The organism is Streptomyces sp. NPDC002788, assembly GCF_053592115.1.
The window spans coordinates 94498-111522 of sequence record NZ_JBSFVB010000020.1; the positions used below are offsets into that span (position 1 = coordinate 94498).

At 70.9% G+C, this 17025-nt stretch carries 19 protein-coding genes and 4 pseudogenes; 17 read left to right on the forward strand and 6 right to left on the reverse strand.

Annotated features, from left to right (window positions below; translation table 11 throughout):
• Positions 1-37: 37 nt before the first annotated feature.
• The gene (locus ACWD1U_RS31050) at positions 38-466 is read left to right on the forward strand and encodes a hypothetical protein (protein ID WP_451112537.1); all 429 of its coding nucleotides are present in this window, start codon (positions 38-40) and stop codon (positions 464-466) included.
• Between the two features lie 229 nt (positions 467-695).
• Positions 696-2336, forward strand: coding sequence for a phosphoglucomutase (alpha-D-glucose-1,6-bisphosphate-dependent) (pgm, locus tag ACWD1U_RS31055; protein ID WP_451112539.1), 1641 nt, complete (start codon positions 696-698; stop codon positions 2334-2336).
• Positions 2337-2565: 229 nt separating this feature from the next.
• On the opposite strand, the pseudogene ACWD1U_RS31060 reads toward pgm, so the two are convergent.
• Positions 2566-2990 (reverse strand): annotated as a pseudogene (locus ACWD1U_RS31060) (DUF5949 family protein); the annotation flags it as partial.
• Here ACWD1U_RS31060 and ACWD1U_RS31065 point away from each other — a divergent pair.
• Complete coding sequence (locus ACWD1U_RS31065; RefSeq protein ID WP_451112541.1) at positions 2983-3270, forward strand: zinc-ribbon domain-containing protein; 288 nt, start codon at positions 2983-2985, stop codon at positions 3268-3270. The pseudogene ACWD1U_RS31060 and the gene ACWD1U_RS31065 sit on opposite strands and share 8 nt — an antisense overlap.
• A gap of 33 nt (positions 3271-3303) precedes the next feature.
• On the opposite strand, the gene ACWD1U_RS31070 is transcribed toward ACWD1U_RS31065, so the two are convergent.
• Entirely contained in the window at positions 3304-3498 is a 195-nt protein-coding gene (locus ACWD1U_RS31070; protein ID WP_451112543.1) for a hypothetical protein, read from the reverse strand.
• Positions 3499-3713: 215 nt separating this feature from the next.
• Here ACWD1U_RS31070 and ACWD1U_RS31075 point away from each other — a divergent pair.
• The 5 genes and pseudogenes from ACWD1U_RS31075 to ACWD1U_RS31095 all read left to right on the forward strand — a co-directional run.
• Positions 3714-4016 (forward strand): annotated as a pseudogene (locus ACWD1U_RS31075) (flavin reductase family protein); the annotation flags it as partial.
• Between the two features lie 264 nt (positions 4017-4280).
• Positions 4281-4760, forward strand: coding sequence for an SRPBCC family protein (locus ACWD1U_RS31080; RefSeq protein WP_451112545.1), 480 nt, complete (start codon positions 4281-4283; stop codon positions 4758-4760).
• Between the two features lie 223 nt (positions 4761-4983).
• Positions 4984-5991 (forward strand): trypsin-like serine peptidase, encoded by a 1008-nt coding sequence (locus ACWD1U_RS31085; protein WP_451112547.1) that lies wholly within the window; start codon positions 4984-4986, stop codon positions 5989-5991.
• Between the two features lie 140 nt (positions 5992-6131).
• Positions 6132-6376 (forward strand): annotated as a pseudogene (locus tag ACWD1U_RS31090) (DUF7638 domain-containing protein); the annotation flags it as partial.
• Positions 6377-6594: 218 nt separating this feature from the next.
• Complete coding sequence (locus ACWD1U_RS31095; protein WP_451112549.1) at positions 6595-7020, forward strand: DUF6003 family protein; 426 nt, start codon at positions 6595-6597, stop codon at positions 7018-7020.
• Positions 7021-7075: 55 nt separating this feature from the next.
• Here the strand turns inward: ACWD1U_RS31095 and ACWD1U_RS31100 are convergent, their stop codons facing one another.
• Positions 7076-8041, reverse strand: a complete 966-nt coding sequence (locus ACWD1U_RS31100; RefSeq protein WP_451112551.1) for a YihY/virulence factor BrkB family protein — start codon at positions 8039-8041, stop codon at positions 7076-7078.
• A gap of 199 nt (positions 8042-8240) precedes the next feature.
• Here ACWD1U_RS31100 and ACWD1U_RS31105 point away from each other — a divergent pair.
• Positions 8241-8607: pseudogene (locus tag ACWD1U_RS31105) on the forward strand (fic family toxin-antitoxin system, toxin component).
• Positions 8608-8714: 107 nt separating this feature from the next.
• Here the strand turns inward: ACWD1U_RS31105 and fxsT are convergent.
• On the reverse strand, positions 8715-10736 hold the full coding sequence (fxsT, locus tag ACWD1U_RS31110) for an FxSxx-COOH system tetratricopeptide repeat protein (RefSeq protein WP_451112553.1): 2022 nt from the start codon (positions 10734-10736) through the stop codon (positions 8715-8717).
• Positions 10737-11054: 318 nt separating this feature from the next.
• Between fxsT and ACWD1U_RS31115 the strand changes: the two genes are divergently transcribed.
• Together ACWD1U_RS31115 and ACWD1U_RS31120 are read left to right on the forward strand one after the other, a co-directional pair.
• Positions 11055-11930, forward strand: a complete 876-nt coding sequence (locus ACWD1U_RS31115; protein WP_451112555.1) for an alpha/beta fold hydrolase — start codon at positions 11055-11057, stop codon at positions 11928-11930.
• A 35-nt stretch (positions 11931-11965) separates the two neighbouring features.
• Positions 11966-12388 carry a hypothetical protein gene (locus ACWD1U_RS31120; protein WP_451112557.1) on the forward strand — a complete coding sequence of 141 codons (423 nt, stop codon included), beginning with the start codon at positions 11966-11968 and terminating at the stop codon, positions 12386-12388.
• 69 nt (positions 12389-12457) lie between these two features.
• On the opposite strand, the gene ACWD1U_RS31125 is transcribed toward ACWD1U_RS31120, so the two are convergent.
• Positions 12458-12607, reverse strand: a complete 150-nt coding sequence (locus tag ACWD1U_RS31125; RefSeq protein ID WP_451112559.1) for a hypothetical protein — start codon at positions 12605-12607, stop codon at positions 12458-12460.
• Positions 12608-12631: 24 nt separating this feature from the next.
• Here ACWD1U_RS31125 and ACWD1U_RS31130 point away from each other — a divergent pair, with 24 nt between their 5' ends.
• From ACWD1U_RS31130 to ACWD1U_RS31145, 4 genes are all read left to right on the forward strand, one after another.
• Positions 12632-13393 carry a ZIP family metal transporter gene (locus ACWD1U_RS31130; protein WP_451112561.1) on the forward strand — a complete coding sequence of 254 codons (762 nt, stop codon included), beginning with the start codon at positions 12632-12634 and terminating at the stop codon, positions 13391-13393.
• 277 nt (positions 13394-13670) lie between these two features.
• Positions 13671-13964, forward strand: a complete 294-nt coding sequence (locus ACWD1U_RS31135; protein ID WP_451112563.1) for a hypothetical protein — start codon at positions 13671-13673, stop codon at positions 13962-13964.
• 172 nt (positions 13965-14136) lie between these two features.
• On the forward strand, positions 14137-14388 hold the full coding sequence (locus tag ACWD1U_RS31140) for a DUF4158 domain-containing protein (protein WP_451112636.1): 252 nt from the start codon (positions 14137-14139) through the stop codon (positions 14386-14388).
• On the forward strand, positions 14307-14504 hold the full coding sequence (locus ACWD1U_RS31145) for a hypothetical protein (RefSeq protein ID WP_451112644.1): 198 nt from the start codon (positions 14307-14309) through the stop codon (positions 14502-14504). Before ACWD1U_RS31140 ends, ACWD1U_RS31145 begins: the two co-directional genes overlap by 82 nt.
• Before the next feature lie 165 nt (positions 14505-14669).
• Here ACWD1U_RS31145 and ACWD1U_RS31150 read toward each other — a convergent pair whose 3' ends face one another.
• A complete protein-coding gene (locus tag ACWD1U_RS31150; RefSeq protein ID WP_451112565.1) occupies positions 14670-15695 on the reverse strand; it encodes a helix-turn-helix domain-containing protein in 1026 nt (341 codons plus the stop codon).
• A gap of 180 nt (positions 15696-15875) precedes the next feature.
• Here ACWD1U_RS31150 and ACWD1U_RS31155 point away from each other — a divergent pair, with 180 nt between their 5' ends.
• Both ACWD1U_RS31155 and ACWD1U_RS31160 read left to right on the forward strand, forming a co-directional pair.
• Positions 15876-16088, forward strand: a complete 213-nt coding sequence (locus tag ACWD1U_RS31155) for a hypothetical protein (protein ID WP_451112566.1) — start codon at positions 15876-15878, stop codon at positions 16086-16088.
• A gap of 93 nt (positions 16089-16181) precedes the next feature.
• Positions 16182-16874, forward strand: coding sequence for a hypothetical protein (locus tag ACWD1U_RS31160; protein ID WP_451112568.1), 693 nt, complete (start codon positions 16182-16184; stop codon positions 16872-16874).
• Positions 16875-17025 lie beyond the last annotated feature (151 nt).

Here is a 17025-nt window from a genome sequence, read left to right on the forward strand (position 1 = left end):
GGGTTTGCCGCCGGAGTCAGAGGCAAGTCGGTGTCACATGACTGAAGAGAACAAGCGCACGAATCAGAAGCCGACCACCAGCCGGACGGCGGAGTCCAGGGCGCGCCGCACGGCGGACAAGGCGACCGTGCCGACGTCCCAGGCCGCCAAGCGCGCGGCGGGCAAGGCCGGTGAGGTGACGTCAGCGGCCAAGGCGGGCGCCGAACGCACGGCCGAGACGACGAAGGCGGCCGCCCAGACGGCGGCCAAGGGCGTCGAGGCGGGCCGCCAGGCGGTCGTCACGGCCTCGGGTCACGTCGCCGCCACGGCGAAGACGGCCTGGACGGTCATCGCCCACCGCAAGATCGTCGCCGCGGGCGTCGGAGCCGGCCTCACCGCGCTGAGCGCCGCCTCGTACGCCGTGGGGCGCCGCGCCGAACGCGGTGCCCACGGCCCGCTCACCCGGCTGACCGGCGGGCGGATCTGACCACGGCCGGCACGTGCGGCGTGCCGGCCACGAGGAGAGCCGGCGGCGCGACGCATCACCGGGTCACCCGGGGATCCGTAGCGCCGCCCTCTCGTGATTCGTGCGGCCTCCGTCCGCACGGCCCGACGCACACCCCGTCCGTCACAGGGGCCCCCTCGCGCGTCGCCGCTGCGACGGGGAAGGATGAGACCGCAAGCGAAGGATCACATTCATGCGGAGGAGCGGGCCCATGCAGCACGAGCGAGCGGGCAGTCCGGCCGGACCCGAGGACCTCGTCGACGTCGCCAGGCTGGTCACCTCGTACTACGCGCTCCGCCCCGACCTGGACGACCCGGGGCAGCGCGTCACGTTCGGAACGTCAGGGCACCGCGGATCGTCACTGGCGTGCGCGTTCAACGACGACCACATCGCCGCCACCAGTCAGGCCATCTGCGAGTACCGCGCCGGCCAGGGCATCGACGGCCCCCTGTTCCTGGGCGCCGACACACACGCCCTGTCGGAGCCGGCCCGGGCCACCGCCCTGGAGGTGTTCGCCGCCAACGAGGTGACGGTGCTGATCGACGAGGCGGACGGGTACACGCCCACCCCGGCCGTCTCGCACGCCATCCTCACCCACAACCGCGGCCGCACCAAGGGCCTCGCGGACGGCGTCGTCGTCACGCCTTCCCACAACCCGCCCGCCGACGGGGGCTTCAAGTACAACCCGCCCAGCGGCGGCCCCGCCGCCTCCGACGCGACGTCCTGGATCCAGGACCGGGCGAACGAAATCATCCGGGGCGGCCTGAAGGACGTCCGGCGCATCGCCTACGCCCGGGCCCTCGCCGCCCCCACCACCGGCCGCCACGACTTCCTCGGCACCTACGTCGCCGATCTGCCCGGCGTGCTCGACCTGGACGCGATCCGCTCGGCCGGGGTGCGCATCGGCGCGGACCCGCTGGGCGGGGCGTCCGTCGCCTACTGGGGCCGCATCGCCGAACAGCACGGCCTCGATCTGACCGTGGTCAACCCGCACACCGACCCCACCTGGCGGTTCATGACGCTGGACTGGGACGGCAAGATCCGCATGGACTGCTCGTCGCCGTACGCGATGGCCTCGCTCATCGAGCAGCGGGACCGCTTCCAGGTCGCCACCGGCAACGACGCCGACGCCGACCGGCACGGCATCGTCACCCCGGACGCGGGCCTGATGAACCCCAACCACTACCTGGCCGTCGCCATCTCCTACCTGTACGCCCACCGCGACCGCTGGCCGGCCCCCACCGGCATCGGCAAGACCCTGGTGTCCTCCGCCATGATCGACCGGGTCGCCGCCGACCTGGGCCGCGAGCTGGTGGAGGTGCCCGTCGGCTTCAAGTGGTTCGTCGACGGGCTGGCCGGCGGCACCATCGGCTTCGGCGGCGAGGAGTCGGCCGGGGCGTCCTTCCTGCGCCGGGACGGCTCCGTGTGGACCACCGACAAGGACGGCATCCTCCTGGCGCTGCTGGCCTCCGAGATCACCGCGGTCACGGGGAAGACCCCGTCGGAGCACTACGCGGCGCTGACCGCCCGCTTCGGTGCGCCGGCGTACGCGCGGATCGACGCCCCCGCGTCCCGCGAGGAGAAGGCGCTGCTCGCCAAGCTCTCCCCGGCCCAGGTCACCGCGGACACCCTGGCCGGGGACGCGGTGACGGCGGTGCTCACCGAGGCGCCCGGCAACGGCGCGCCCATCGGCGGCATCAAGGTGACCACGGCCAACGCCTGGTTCGCGGCCCGCCCCTCGGGCACCGAGGACGTCTACAAGGTCTACGCCGAGTCGTTCCTCGGCCCCGACCACCTCGAGCAGGTCCAGGAGGAAGCCAAGTCCGTGGTGCTGACGGCCCTGTCCAACTGACCACCGGCACACCGCAGCGCGGGCCACCGCCATGCGGCCCGGGCTGTACGGGCTTCAGCCGCGCGGGCTGCGCGCGGGCAGGACGACATGGCCGCCGAGGCCGCCGCGTCCTCGTCGGAGGTGAAGACGGCGAGCGTCTCGGCGTCACCGGGCTCGGCGTCGGCCGGCCAGGGGCCGTGGTGAAGACGCGGCAGGCGTACCCGAGTTCGCCCATCGCCTCCGGCCAGGTCTGTGGCCGGACGAACAGGGACTTGAGGTGCTGCACGGTGAGGACGGCCGACCCGGGCACGAGCAGGCTCACCGGCAGGCCGGGCCGCTGGGTCGCGTGTGCGAGTCCCTCGCCCGGGGGAGCCCCGCGCTCAGCGGCTGCCCGATGGCCTTCGACATGGCCTCCGGACGGTTCGCGCCGTCTCCGAGGGAGCAAGCCGGGAGGCAGGTGACGTCCCCGGCGGGGGTGGTGCCCCGCCAGGACCAGACGACGAGGGAACCCAGGTCGTCTGGGGGCACGGCTGCGTTTCGGGTGAGATCGAGGTCGCCGCGGAACCGCATCGGCGCGCCGGACGCCACCCGGCCCCGAACGAGGGGCGCGCACCGGACGCCCGATACAGGACACTGGAAGAAGATCCGACCCGGGAAGGACCGACACGTGATCATCTTTGGCACCAAGGGCTATCTGTACCAGCTGGCGATACTGACACTGGTGTGCGGCCAGTGCGGCAACCCCGCAGCGCACACGCTGAGGAAGCGCGTCACGAAGTTCACGCTGTTCTTCGTACCGCTGTTCCCGATCTCGACGAAGTACCTCACGCAGTGCACTTTCTGCGGCGCGGAACAGAAGGTGACCAAGGAGCAGGCCGAGCAGCTGCAGACCCAGGAGGCGGGCGGCCCCGGCGGCCAGGCCCAAGGCCGGCCGCAGCAGCAACACCGGTTCTGATCCCGCCACTCGGACCCTCCCGGGCGAGGACGCTCACGCCGTGAGCACCTCGTCCGGCAGATCCGGGTGCTTGCGGAAGGCGTCCCGCCCCGGGTCGGTCAGCCGCACCACGCGCAAGCCGTCCGCGAGCACCAGCCAGGACGCCTCCAGCGCATGGCGGAACAGGGCGGCGGCCACCGCGCCCGCCACATGCGGGCGCCGTTCCGTCCAGTCCAGGCAGGTCCGCACGTGCCGACGGTCCGTGGCCTCCCCGACGCCGATGCTCGTCAGCCAAGCCGACCCGGACGCGGTGAGCCGGGCCGGACTTCCAGCACATCAGTCCGCGAGCGGTCATGGCGTCAGTCATCGACACGGAGAGGGAGCCGCCGAGATGGTCGTAGCAGACGCGGGCGAATCCGACGGCCCGGCCCGGTGCCGGCGGGCCGCGGTGAGCGAACGGACCGGCCGGGCTCACCCCGGTCCCCGCCGACCTGGTGCGGCCGCCGCGAGTCGCCGGGTGCGCCCTGCAGTTGGAGGCCCGGGTCCGTGCCACGACACCGGGCGGAGCCGGTCTCTTCCTCAGCGTCGAGTGCGAGGTTCTGCGGGTCCACGCCGCCGAACGCGTCGTCGTGCCCGGCACCCGCCACATCGACCCCGCAGTGTGGAGCCCGCTGATCTACGACTTCCGCCACTACCACGGTCTGGCCCCCGAGCTGGGCCACGGCTTCCGCTCCGAGACGGCCGGGGCCGCCGCCCCCGCCGCCTGACGCGCACCGGGGTGACGGTCCCTTCATCGGCCCCTCGGGCCCGCCGGCGTCCAAAGCGCAGCGCCGCGGCCGCCCCCAGCCCTTCACATCCCCGGCGCCGGGTGCCCTCACGGTGAGTACGGCCGGGGCGAAGACCGTGCAGCGACACCCTGATCGAATTCGATGTGGCATCCGAAACATCACGGGTACTCGGTCGCTGCGGGTTCGGACCTGTGTGGCCGAAGGGCCTCCTGCAGTCGATCAGTGAAAACGGAGGCATTGCAAATGAGCACCGTCAAGGAAACCGTGGAAGTCGACGTCCCCGTCCACACCGCCTACAACCAGTGGACGCAGTTCGAGGAGTTCCCGAACTTCATGGAGGGCGTCGAGGAGGTCAAACAGCTGGACGACCGCCACAACCACTGGATCACCAAGGTCGGTGGCGTACGCCGCGAATTCGACACCGAGATCGTGGACCAGTTGCCCGACGAGCGTGTCACGTGGCGTACGACCAGTGGGGACACCGACCAGAAGGGCTCCGTCCGCTTCGAGCGCGTGGACGACACCCACACCAGGGTGGAACTCGTGATGGAGATCCAGCCCAGCGGAGCGGTGGACAAGGCCGCGGACATGATGGGCACGATCGACCGCCGGGTCAAGGGCGACATGCAGCGCTTCAAGAAGTACGTCGAGGAGCGCGGCGCCGAGTCCGGCGCATGGCGCGGGCGCATCCGGCCGGGCGGCGACGCCGGCCCCACCCTCTGACACCGTCGGCTCCACGAGAACCCGGCCTCCATGTGGAGGCCGGGTTCTCTTTTGTCCGGTGGCACGCGCAGAGTGCGTGAAGTTTCGGCCAACGTCATGACATGCACCTGTCCATATCGGTCTCCCGGTGGCACGCTGCCCTCTGACTGTCCGCAGTGACACCCCTGCCTGACCGGGCGAACGGGCTTCCCGCCGCCCGGCCCCCACAGCAGAAGGAGACCGCGTGATAGGCAGCTCCCGCAGCCTTCGCTCCGCCGCCGGCGGCACCCCCGCCCGCCGCACCCTTCTCGGCGCACTCGCCGGGATCGCCGCACTGCTGGCGACCGGCATCACCACCGCACCGGCGAGCGCCGCACCGGACCCCGGCGCGGTGACCCCCTCGGCGCGGGAACGCGCCCTGTCCTTCTGGACCCCGCAGCGGATGCGCGAGGCCACCCCGCTCGACGTCCTCACCGTCGACCCCTCCGACGCGCGAACCACGGCACCGCGCAAGGGCAGGACGACGGTCGTGGCGCCCAGCGCGCCCGCCTCCGCCGTCGGCCCCCTGGCATTCCCGCACGGCGGCGGACCCTGGTCCGGCGGGGGAGCGGTGACCAAGACCGCGGGGCGGGTGTTCTTCACCTACCAGGGACGCACCGCCTCCTGCTCCGGCAACGCCGTCACCAGCGCCAACAAGTCCACTGTGCTGACGGCGGGCCACTGCGTGAAGATGCAGGGCGCCTGGCACACCAACTGGGTGTTCGTACCCGGCTACCACGACGGGCAGCGCCCGTACGGCACCTGGACCGCGTCCAAGATCCTGTCCACGCCGCAGTGGACGGCCAGTGAGGACATCAACTACGACATCGGCGCGGCCGTGGTGGCCCCCCTGGACGGCAAGAGGCTGACCGATGTCGTGGGCGGCCAGGGCCTGGCGTTCAACACCGGTTACAACAAGGCCATGTACTCCTTCGGCTTCCCGGCCGCGGCACCGTACGACGGTGAGAAGTTCGTCTACTGCAGCGGCACCACGTTCCGGGACTTCCTGCTCTCCGGTGACCACGGTATGACCTGCAACATGACCGGCGGGTCCAGCGGCGGCCCCTGGTTCACCCAGTTCGACGAGGCCACCGGGACCGGACTGCAGTCCTCGGTGAACAGCTTCAAGTACAACTTCCTGCCGAACGCCATGTACGGCCCGTACTTCGGCGCGGACGCCCAGAACCTGTACCAGAGCGCCCAGTCCTCCTGATCCATCGCCCCTGAGGGAGCCGGGTCCTCCGCCGAGCCGTGACGGAGGACCCGGCTGCCGGTACGCGCGGCCACGGGCGGGACGTGGTGACGAGCGCAATTTCCGTTGCGCCGGACGGCGGTTCCGACAGAATGGCCCGAATGATCGGCAACCGGATCACCTACCGCACGGCGGACGGCATACGCGTCCCCGGAACCTGGCGACACGCCTTCATCCGCAACGGACTACTTCCTCACCGACCTCTTCATCTACGCTGACGGGCTGATCGACTGCTGGGGCCCTGGTCACCCTCGACCAGTTCGAGGAGAAGCTGCGCACCGGCTGGGTCGCCACCGAACTCCCGGACGGCGCCCGGGTGTCCGGGCACAACCTGGCCGCCTGGAGACCTCACCCTGACCGGCGCGTACCACTGATGCCGTGCCGCCTCCCGCACCTGGCGGCCTCCGGGCATGGCGCGGTCGTCTCCAGCGGCTCGGTCAGCAGTCGGCAACATCGACCTGGGCTGTGCCGAACGGGCTCATCGCGCAGGGTGTGCGGAGGTAATCCGGGCGCGGCGGGGTACAGGGAGGTCCATCAGCCCCCCACATCGAGAAGGAGCCGAGATTGACCGACGACGCCTACCTGTTCCTGCTCGACGACGCGTCAGCGCCGCTCGGCGTGCCCCCGGCCGCGGTCGGTGATCTCGCCTGCATGGAAACGCCCGCGGTGCGCGCATGGCTGGACGCTCACAACAGCACACCCGCCTCCCCGCACCTGCGCCTGCTGCCGCCCGAGGAGACTGCGGCCATTCCGGAGGACACCGAAAGCGTGCCCGTCCCCCTGAGCGAGGAGGAGCTTCGTCGTCTCCGTCACCGGATGACACCGCAGCCCCTGGCCCGCATCGAGGAAGACCTGCTCGCCTACCGCGACTGCGCGGGCGGCCGTGACGGCCTGATCTCACGCGCCTTGGCCGCCGGCGTGGCACCGCACCGCATCGTCGAACTGACAGGAGTGGACCCTGCCACGGTGACCGCCGCGGCAAGCAGCTGACGACGTGGCGGGCGGCTGCCGGACGCGGCGCCGCCCCTCAGCAGGCCGCGGGGCCTCACGCGCCCGGTCCGGGATCCGGCTCGACGGCTGAAGTGATCCCGGCACGGGCCGCTTCCAGCTGGGCGGCGAACGCGATGCCGAGGAAGAGCGCGACCGCGGTCAGATTCGCCCACAGCAGCAGCGCGATGAAGGCGGTCAGCGGCCCGTACACGGCGCCGAAGGCACCGCTCTCCTCGACGTACAGGGCGAGCAGCCAGGTGGCCGCCACCCACAGCAGCAGGTGCACGGCCGAGCCGAAGGCCAGCCAGGTGTATCCGGGCTGGACGCGGCGCGGGGACCAGCGGAAGATCACGGCGGAGGCCACCCAGGCCAGCACGAGCCCCACGGGGAGGTCGAGCACAGCCCACCACTGCCCTCCGCCGCTCTGCCAGCCCGCGGTGTCCGCGACCGCCTCGCCCACGGCCTCGCCGGCGACGAGCACGACGAACCCCAGCCCCAGGGGCAGACCGGCGGCGAGCGCGAGCACCACCGCCCGTACGTACTTGTGCGGGAAGGGCCGGTCACGCTCGATACCGTAGATGCGGTTGGCGCCGCGCTCGATCTGCCCCATGGCCGAGGCGAGATTCAGCAGCGCGAAACCCAGGCCGAGCCACAGGGCGACCGTGCTCCAGACATTGCCGCCAGCCGTGCGCCTCGTCCCGTCGAAGGCTTCCTCCACGACCTGGGCACTGGCACCCGGCACGATCCGGCCCAGCGTCAGCTCGATGACCCGGCCCACGCTTTCCGTGTGCACCGACGTGGCCAGCCCGACAAGCGCCACCGTGCACGGAACCAGTCCGACCACCACCTGGAAGGCGAGAGCCCGCGCGTTGGTGAAGCCGTCCGCGTAACGGAACCGTGCGAAGGAGTCGGTCAGCAGCCTCAGCCCCCCGTAGTGGCGCAGGGCGGTGAACGCCTCGTCTCCGGAGAGTTCTTCCCCGATCATGTCCCGGGTCTGCGGGACGTGCACGGCGGTTCCCATGGCGCGGACTCTCCTTCATCGCACGGCTGCTCCCTGCCGAATGCCCCGTCATCCTTCCTGCCCGACCTCCCGGCCGCCCGCAACCCACGGACCCGCCCCCGGCGCTCACCCACCCGGCAGTCCGTCACGGTCCGGCGAGCACCTTCACTGATCGTCCTGGTAGCACACCCCGGGCACACACGTAGCGTGAGGGAAGCACATCGACGTCCCCTGGCTACAGCAGGTCGTCGAGATCGCCAGCGCGCAGGACCCGCCCCCCCCACGACCACGGCGTACCGGTGGCCGCAGTCGCCGCGCACCGCGCCGAACTGCTGGAGCGGCCCGACCACGACGGCCCCTGCGCCCGGGCCGCCGCCCTGGTGCACGTCCTGGGCCGCTGCCGCCGGCTGGAGCGCTCCCACACGGCCGTCGCCGCCGCGACAGGCGTGATGTACCTCGAAGCGTCCGGCGTCCCCGTCAAACCGACCCGCGAGGACGCCGTAGCCCTACGCGACCTCGTGCGGGACCCCGCCTGCACGGCCGCCGGCATCGCCGCGCTCCTGCGCACCTGGCCCCGGACCGCCTGACCCTGTCCCCGCGGCACGACCATGCGGCCGGCATCGAGGCGCGTCGTCGTGCGACTCCCGCACAGTCGGGGACCAAAGGCCGCAAGGAACGTGCCGGGCCCCACGACTCACCGTTTCAGGCGGTCCGCCAACGCGACGGCCTCCTCGGTCTTGGGATGGCTGCTGCCCAGTTGGGCGCGCAGGATCTGCGCGCCCCGGCGTGCGAAATCCGCTGCGGACGGATCGTTCAGCACATGCAGCACCTTGGCTTTGAACAGCAGGGCATAGCCGATGTACAGGTGGTCCGGCGGGTAGTGGGCCTCGCGGATGCGCAGCGCCCGTGAGATCTGCGGCAGGGCTGTCGCGGGGTCGCCGAGGTCGAAGTGGACCGTCGCCAGTGCGATCAGGTCGAAGCTCACGTAGGGGTCGTCCGGCCCGTGCGCGGCCTCGTCGATCCGCAGCGCCCGCTCGGCCAGGGGCAGGGCTGCCCGGTGCTCGCCGAGCATGCACAGCGTCCGTGCGAGTGTCGCCAGGTCCGTCGCGACGGCCGGGCTCTCGGCCGGCAGGCAGGCTTCGTGCAGGCGCAGCGCGCGCTCGGCCAGCGGGCGTGCCGTCTGCGGTGCGCCGAGGTCGCGGTGGATCTGCGCCAGGGTGATCAGATCGAAGCCGACCTCTGCGTCCCGGCCCTCGAGCGCTTCGTCGAGCGCGAGGGCGCGTTCGCACAGGGGCAGCGCCAGTGCGCGGTCACCGATCGCAAGGAGGAACTCCGAGGCCAGCCGCAGCAGATGCGCCGTGTCCGCCGCGCACGGGGCCGGTGGGTCACCCTTGGTCACGGCCAGGACGTGCGGGAGCAGCCGGTGCCAGCGCGGCCGAGCGTCCGGATGGCCGTGGATGTCGTGCGGCACGGCCGTCAGCAGGGCACGGCACAGCTGGGCCCGGTTCGTCGCCAGCAGGTCGTCGGTCATCGAGGCCCGGACGGCCGCCTGCACCAGCCGGTGCAGTACCAGGGCGGAGTCTTCGCGCCGGGCGAGGCCCAGGCCGGCCAGGGCGCCGACGGTCGTGTCCCAGGCCAGCGGGTCGCCCGCCGCCGTGATCAACGGCTCCGGGTCGCCGGTGAACAGGTCCAGCGGGACGGGGTCCGGGGCCAGCAGGGCGCACAGCTCCAACAGCTCTACGGACTGCGGGTGTTCCTGGTGCAGTCTGCGCACGCTGAGCTGCCACAGGGTCGCGACGACCACCGCCGGCCGGTCGGCCGGTTCACCCCGCGCGATCATGTCCTCCAACCGCGACGTCAACAGGGCGAGGTACTCGTCGGGCGCTGTCTGGTTGTAGCCCATGTATCCCGCTGCCTGCTCCAACCCGAGTGGCAGGTCCCCCAGTTGTTCCGCGATCCGGTCCGCCGTCCCAGCGCTCATACGGGCCACCCGGTGAACCAGCAGGTCCACCGACTCCCGCCTGGTGAACACCTGCAAATCCAGCACACCGGACGTGCCCGACCATCCGCTCACCCTGGTCGTGACGATGACGTGGCCGTTCCTCGCGAGGTCTCCCGACGGCAGCGCGTGCAGGAGGGTGCCGGGCTTCTCCGCGTTGTCGAAGATGATCAGCCACGGCCTGCGATCCCGCAGTGTGGTGTACACACCTGATACGACCTGCTCCGAGCCCACCTCCCTGAGCCCCAGCTCGCGGGCCAGAGAGGCGAAGTGAGATGCGATGAGGTCGGGGTCCTCCGCGTCGACGAACGCGACGAACCGGTACTTGTGCAGGTGGCGGTACGCGTACTCGACGGCCAGCTGCGTCTTGCCCACGCCGCCCAGGCCGTGCACGACCTCCATCGTGACATCGCCCGCGGAGGTGAGGTGCTGCCGCAACTGCCGCAGAGCGGCGTCGCGGCCGGTGAAATGGGTGTTGCGTGGCGGCAGCCGGTACGTCGCCGGTGCGGTCGGGCGGGGTGCGCGGTCATCGCGCGGCTGCGGGCGAAGTCCGGCCCACGCGAGCGGGACCAGCATCAGAAGCACGATCCAGGGGTGGACGCGCACGAAGTCGAGCGGTCCGGGCCAGCGGCTCTGCCCGGAGGCGGCGTTGAAGGCGAGACTGCCGACGAACAGCACCAGCAGACCGGCCACCGTGCCGACCAGTCTGCGCCACATGGGGTCCCTCTCCGGTCGAGACGACCACGGCCGAGACGTGATCGTAACCGAGAAGTCGCCCCGGTGGACGGGACATTCGAGGCCGGCTCAGGTGGCGCGTGCCGAGGTGCCGGAGCCCGACCTGCCGGGGGCTGCCGACCAAGTGGCAACCCCAGCAGGTTGCGCAGCGGCTCGTCATCACCGCGGCACTGCCCGCTCCGCTTCAGGGGCTCGCCCGTGAACACAGCGACGATCACACACGGATGACAGGGACGACCCTCCGCATGGACAAAGTGCTCTGGGGCACCTGAACTGTGACGTCCGGGACCGGGAGGCCACGTGTTCGACGACTTCGAGCTGACGCGGTGCGAAGGGGACGGGGCTCGACTGCGGGTACGTCACGGCGGCAGCGGACCTGCGGTGCTGCTCCTGCACGGCCATCCGCGCACCCACGCGACCTGGCACCGCGTCGCCCCGCTGCTGGTCGCGGCCGGTCACACGGTGGTCTGCCCCGACCTGCGCGGCTACGGCGAGTCCGACAAGCCCGCCACCGACCCGGAGCACCGTCCGTACTCCAAGCGGGCCATGGCTGCCGACTGCCTCGCGGTCATGCGCGGCCTGGGGCATGAACGGTTCGCTGTCGTCGGGCACGACCGGGGTGCGTACGTGGCCACTCGTCTCGCCCTGGACCACCCGCAGGCCGTGTCCGCCGTCAGCGTGCTGGACGCCGTGCCCATCGGGGAGGCGCTGCGGCGCTGCGACGCGACCTTCGCCGCAAGCTGGTGGCACTGGTTCTTCCTCGGGCAGACCGACAAGCCCGCCGAACGCGTCATCAACGCCGACCCCGACGCCTGGTACAAGGCCACCGCCGAGCCGATGGGCGCCGAAGCCTACGAGGACTATCGGCGTGCGATCCACGACCCGGCCACCGTGCACGCCATGTGCGAGGACTACCGCGCCGGCCTCGGCATCGACCGGGAGCACGACGACGCCGACCGGCAGGTCGGCCGACGCATCGACTGTCCGCTGCAGGTGCTGTGGGCCACCCACGACGACATGGCCGACCTCTACGGCGACGTACTGGGAGTCTGGCGCGACTGGGCGGGCGACCGGCTCGACGGCGGCCCGATCGACTCCGGGCACCACATGGCCGAAGAGGCCCCCGATGTCCTCGCGACCGCCCTGCTCGGCTTCCTTGCAGGCGATGCCGACTGAGGCGGTCCTGTCCCCGGGGGGCCTACAGTGCCGCTGTGGGGAGCAGACGCAGGCGCCGCCGCATGGTGGTGGACGGCACGGTGTACGGGTGGTGCTTCGGGCACCGGCACGATCAGCTGCGGGGCTACCCCGGGTGCAGCAGCACGTTGACGTTGTGGCGTCCGGGAGTCGGAGCCCGTCTGCGGATCGTGTTCCGGCCGGGGCCCGACCGCGTCATCGCCGACGGATACCTCGATGAGGGTGCGGTGATGCGCCTGCCTGATTGGACGTATCTGAACCTGCACGAACCGGGCCGAGCAAGGGCGTTGCTGGACGAGGCCCTGGCCCGCGGACTGTTCCCCGCGGCGGGGACGGTGGAGGCCGACGGTTGGTCGTTCATATCTGCCCCTTCCGCTCGCTCCCGCCGCGCCACCGTGCCCGTCCCTTTCAACCGTCCCGGCCGCCCGCGCACGAGCTGACCCCACCGCCGTGGACGAACGCATCGATGCCCATGCATTGGCCCTCCCCGGCGCTGCCCCTCTCACCTCCTACTGATCCGGGCCCCAGGCCATGAGCAGGTCGAACTGACGGCGGTCACCGTCGAGTTTCAGGGAGCCCGCCGGAATACGGCCGTACAGGGCCAGGACGAGCTCACCGGCCGTGCGAGTGCCCTGGGACAGACTCGAGGTGCTGATCAAGCTCGCGCGGGTACACGACGCGGCATGTCCGAGGTGATTCAAGCAGGTGGTTGGGGGTTGCTGGCAGGAAGTGCTCTCCTGCTGGGAGCGGTGTTCGGCTACGGGATGCGGGTATCGCAAAAGGTCATCGCGCTCGTGATGGCCTTCGGCGCCGGCGTGCTTCTCTCGGCCGTGTCCTTCGAGCTCGTCGGCGAAGCCTACGAGCAGGGTGGGCTCGCCCCGGCAGCCGTGGGAACGCTGGCCGGGGCGGTGGCCTACACGGCGGGCAACCTGTGGCTGGCCCGCCGCGGCGCCCGCCACCGCAAGCGATCGGGCCGGCACACGGGGCAGACGCAGCCGTCTGAGGAGGAACGGAGCGGCTCGGGCCTGGCTCTGGCGCTGGGCGCGCTGCTGGACGGAGTACCCGAGTCGGCGGTGATCGGCGTCGGCCTGCTCGACGGTGGGGCAGTCAGCCTCGTGACGGTCGCGGCGGTGTTCATCAGCAATATCCCGGAGGGCCTGTCCAGTTCGGCAGGGATGAAGAAGTCCGGACGCGGAAAGGGATACGTCTTCGGGGTGTGGGCCGCCATCGCGATCGCGAGCACAGCCTCCGCGGTCCTCGGATACGCCGTCCTCGGAGGCTTCTCGCCCACCGTGATCGCCGGGGTCACGGCCGTGGCCGCCGGCGCGATCCTGGCCATGATCGCCGACACGATGATCCCCGAGGCGTTCCAGGAAGCGCACCTGGCGATCGGGCTGGTCACGGTCAGCGGCTTCCTGGTTTCCTTCGCACTGTCCCATGCCTGATACCGGATGCGGCTCGTGAGCGACCGGCTTCCGGCAGCGCCGCGGCCTGGGTGACACCGCCCAGCCCGAGCCGAGCCCGAGTGCGATGAGCATGGCACGACCTCCCTGGCCGACTCGGCGAATGGTCCCGCCGGGTGCTTCACAGGCGGTACCACGCCGAACCACCCTGCGGGACCACCCCGGCAACACCCGCCTCCGCGAATCCGCCGTGCGGGAAACCGACTGCACCTGACACGAGGGCAGTCTCGGAAGCCGGATTCGGGGTACCTGCGTCGGCATGGCACCGGAAACTGATCACGCTGGATCCGTACGAGCCCTGCGCCAGCTGCGCAGGATCCGCACCTTCTACGCAACGGGTGCGGTGTTGTGGGCTGTTGCGGCCGCATCGACGGCATGGGACAACCCTGGAGGCCGACAGATGTGGGTGTCGGTGGTGTTCCTGGTGGTCTTCGTCGCTCTGCTGTCCACGGCATCCCTGTGGCTGCGGCGTCAGCAGGCCGCCGGTTCGGGTGAGCCGGTGCACCATGCCGCTCCGCGGAGGACGGCCTGGCGTCGCCACGCCAACGCCTGAGTGGTGGAACCTTGGCGTCGCCCGTCGGCGGCCGGCCTTCTGCGCTACCTGCGCGGCGCGGAGGAGCGGTCCTTGTCGCCAGAGGAGTTGTTGGCGAACTGGTCGCTGGTAGGCGGCGACTGGAACCTGGTGGCGAACAAGAGCGGGGCGACCGAAGCTCGGCTTGGGCCTGTTGCTGAAGTTCTTCGAGCTGGAAGGCCGGTTCCCCGATGTGCTGGAAGAGGTCCCGCCGGCCGCGGTGGAGTACGTCGCCGATTTGGTGAAGGTCCCGGCCACCGGCTTTGCGAGGTACACGCTGGTCGGCCGGACTGCTGAGTACCACCGCAAGCAGATCCGCATGCCTTGGGGTTCCGGCCGTCGACGGTCGCAGACGAGAAGGCACTGGCCACGTGGACGGCCGCGGAGATCTGTCCGGTCGAGTTGATGGAGGACCGGCAGCGCGAGGCTCTGCTGGTGGAGTGCCGGGCCCGGAAAATCGAGCCGCCGGGCCGGACCCGGGTCGAGAAGGCACTGGCGCGGTGGGCCTGGACTCCCTGCTGATGGAGATCACCAAGCTCAACGGCGTGCGCAAGCTGGGCTGCCCCACGGGCTGTTCGCGGACTGCTCGGAAAAGCTGGCGGCCGCCTGGCGGGAACGGGTGATCAGACCTGAAGACGGCGTCACCCTGGGTGCCCCAGGAGGGTTGCCCCGCAAGGGAACTCGGCGTCACATGTCACGGACCGGACCGTCCGGGCCCATCGTCCGAGCGCTGGTCGTGTCCCTCTGTGTCTGGTCGCGGCGGGCTGCCGCGCGCCATTCGCGGGGAGACATGCCGTAGGCGGCGCGGAAGGCGCGGCTGAAGGAAGTGGGGCTGGTGAAGCCGAAGCGGTGTGCGATCGCCGTCACGGCCGGGGCGTGCCGGCCGGGGCGGCCGAGTTCGCGGCGGCATGCCTCGAGCCGGCGGTGCTGGATCCAGCGGCTGACGGTGGTCTCCTCTGCCTGGAAGAGCCGGTGCAGGTGACGTATGGACATGTGGTGGGCGGCGGCGACGGTCTGCGGGGAGAGGCCGGGGTCGGCGAGGTGGCGGTCCATGAAGGCCTTGAGGCGCAGCCGCAGGGCGGCATCGGTGTCGGTGACGTCACGGCCCAGTCGCTCGGTGACGAGTGTGGTCAGCAGGTCCGCGGCGTTGCGGACGAGCAGGTCGCCGATCTCCTGTGGATGGCTTGCCGGCCGCGTGGCGAGCCGGGACAGGAACGGGATGACCAGGGCCGCGGTTTCGGTGTCCGCGTCCATGGACACCGCGGTGACACACCGCAGGTCGGCCTCGCGAACGCCCACCATCCACCGCGGTACCTGGATGACGTGCATGCGGAAGGGCTCGGGGTAGGAGACGGTGTAGGGGCGGGTGGTGTCGAAGAGCGTGAGGGATCCGGGCCGCAGGAGTGTCCGGCTGTCGGCCTGGTCGATCACCAGCAGTCCGCGTTCCTGTAAGCACACGCTGAGGTAGTCCGTGTCCGCCCCGGCGACGCCGCGTGTGGTCCGGCGGACCTGTAAGGGGTCGGCCTCGGTCGTGGCAACCTGCATGCTGCTGATCCGGTGGCTTCTGAGCACGCCGTTGTACGGCGCTTCCGTGGGAGTGGAGACGTTCAGCCGGACAGACGCCAGCTGTTCGTACGTCTGGCTGATCACCTCGTGCCAGTAGTCCAGCCGCTCTGCGGCCGGCACCGATGCCGTGGACAGCACGATGCTCACGATGGTTCCTCCCTGCTGTGGCGGCCCTGCGGCCTGTAGAAGATGAAGCCGGGCGCTCAATGGTTGGAACAAATCGCGTCACTCAGTGACAGGTTCGCGGGCACGGAGGGACAACTCGGCGTCTTGCAGGGCACATAGCTTCGTCCTGCAGCGTTCGGTCTACACGCAAAGAAGGGCGGAATGGACGGTTTGCACCAGAGTCGGAAGTCACCCACGAACCGGCGGAGCCTGCTGCGCGGAGCAGCGGCCGGAGCAGCCGGCATCGTGGTCGGCGCGGGCAGCACGCTCGCCACCCCGGGAACGGCCCGGGCGGCGGGTCCCGCGGGGCTGCCGACGTATCGCTACCTGCGGGATGCACCGGCCCTGCCGGTGGAACATCACCCCGACCGGTGAGTTCATCTTCCCCTGCGTCCGCGGGGTGTACGACAAGATCAGCGGTGCGCGTTCCCGGTATACGCGCCGCACGACGATCCCGGCGGCATCTGCGTGGCGTTCGCCGACTCGTTGGAGGGGCCCTTCGTCGAGTACGAGGGCAACCCGGTCATCGACAAGTACCTGCCGAGCACCACGGTCACCCATGTCTCGTCCCCCCATGTGGTCTGGGACGCGGCCACGAAGCAGTTCTTCCGCTACTTCCACGGCGAGAACACCGTGACCAGAGTCGCGCGGTCCACCGTCGGCCTCACCTTCACGGACGAGGCGCCGATTCTCAGCACCCGCCTGGTCTCCGGGACTTCGGAAACCTCCTACGCCCGCGTCCTCCCGCACACACTGCCCGGGCGCGACAACAAGTACGTCATGGTCTTCATGGGTGTGCGGGGCGGGCGGCGGATCTTCCACGGCTGGTCGCCCAACGGCTGGGACGGCTGGCAGTTCAGCTCCACCCTACTGGTCAACCCCGAGCCCGACGGCCCGACCGACATCTGGGGACCGACCCTGGTGCAACGCGACGGCACGACCTATGTGGTCCACCACGGCAACGACGGGCGGATGCGCGTGACCGAGGTCGGCAACGGCTTCGACCGGGAGAACCACCTCGGTGTCTTCCACACGCCGATCGGGTCCGACAACGGCCGGGTGGCCGCTCCGTCCTTCGGTACCGACTCCGGCACCTCGTGCATGTTCTACGAGGCCGGACCGCGCCGGAACGCCCGGATCTGCATCGCCCGGGCCGTCTGACTCCCGCAGCCCTCAGCACCATCTCCCACCAGCAGCACCATCTCTCACTGGAGGTTTTCCAGCATGTCCACGTCGACGTCCATGTCCGCTCAGGCCGATCCCCGCACCCCCCGGAAGACCCGCGCGAAGCGCGTCCTGTTCGCTGCGACCG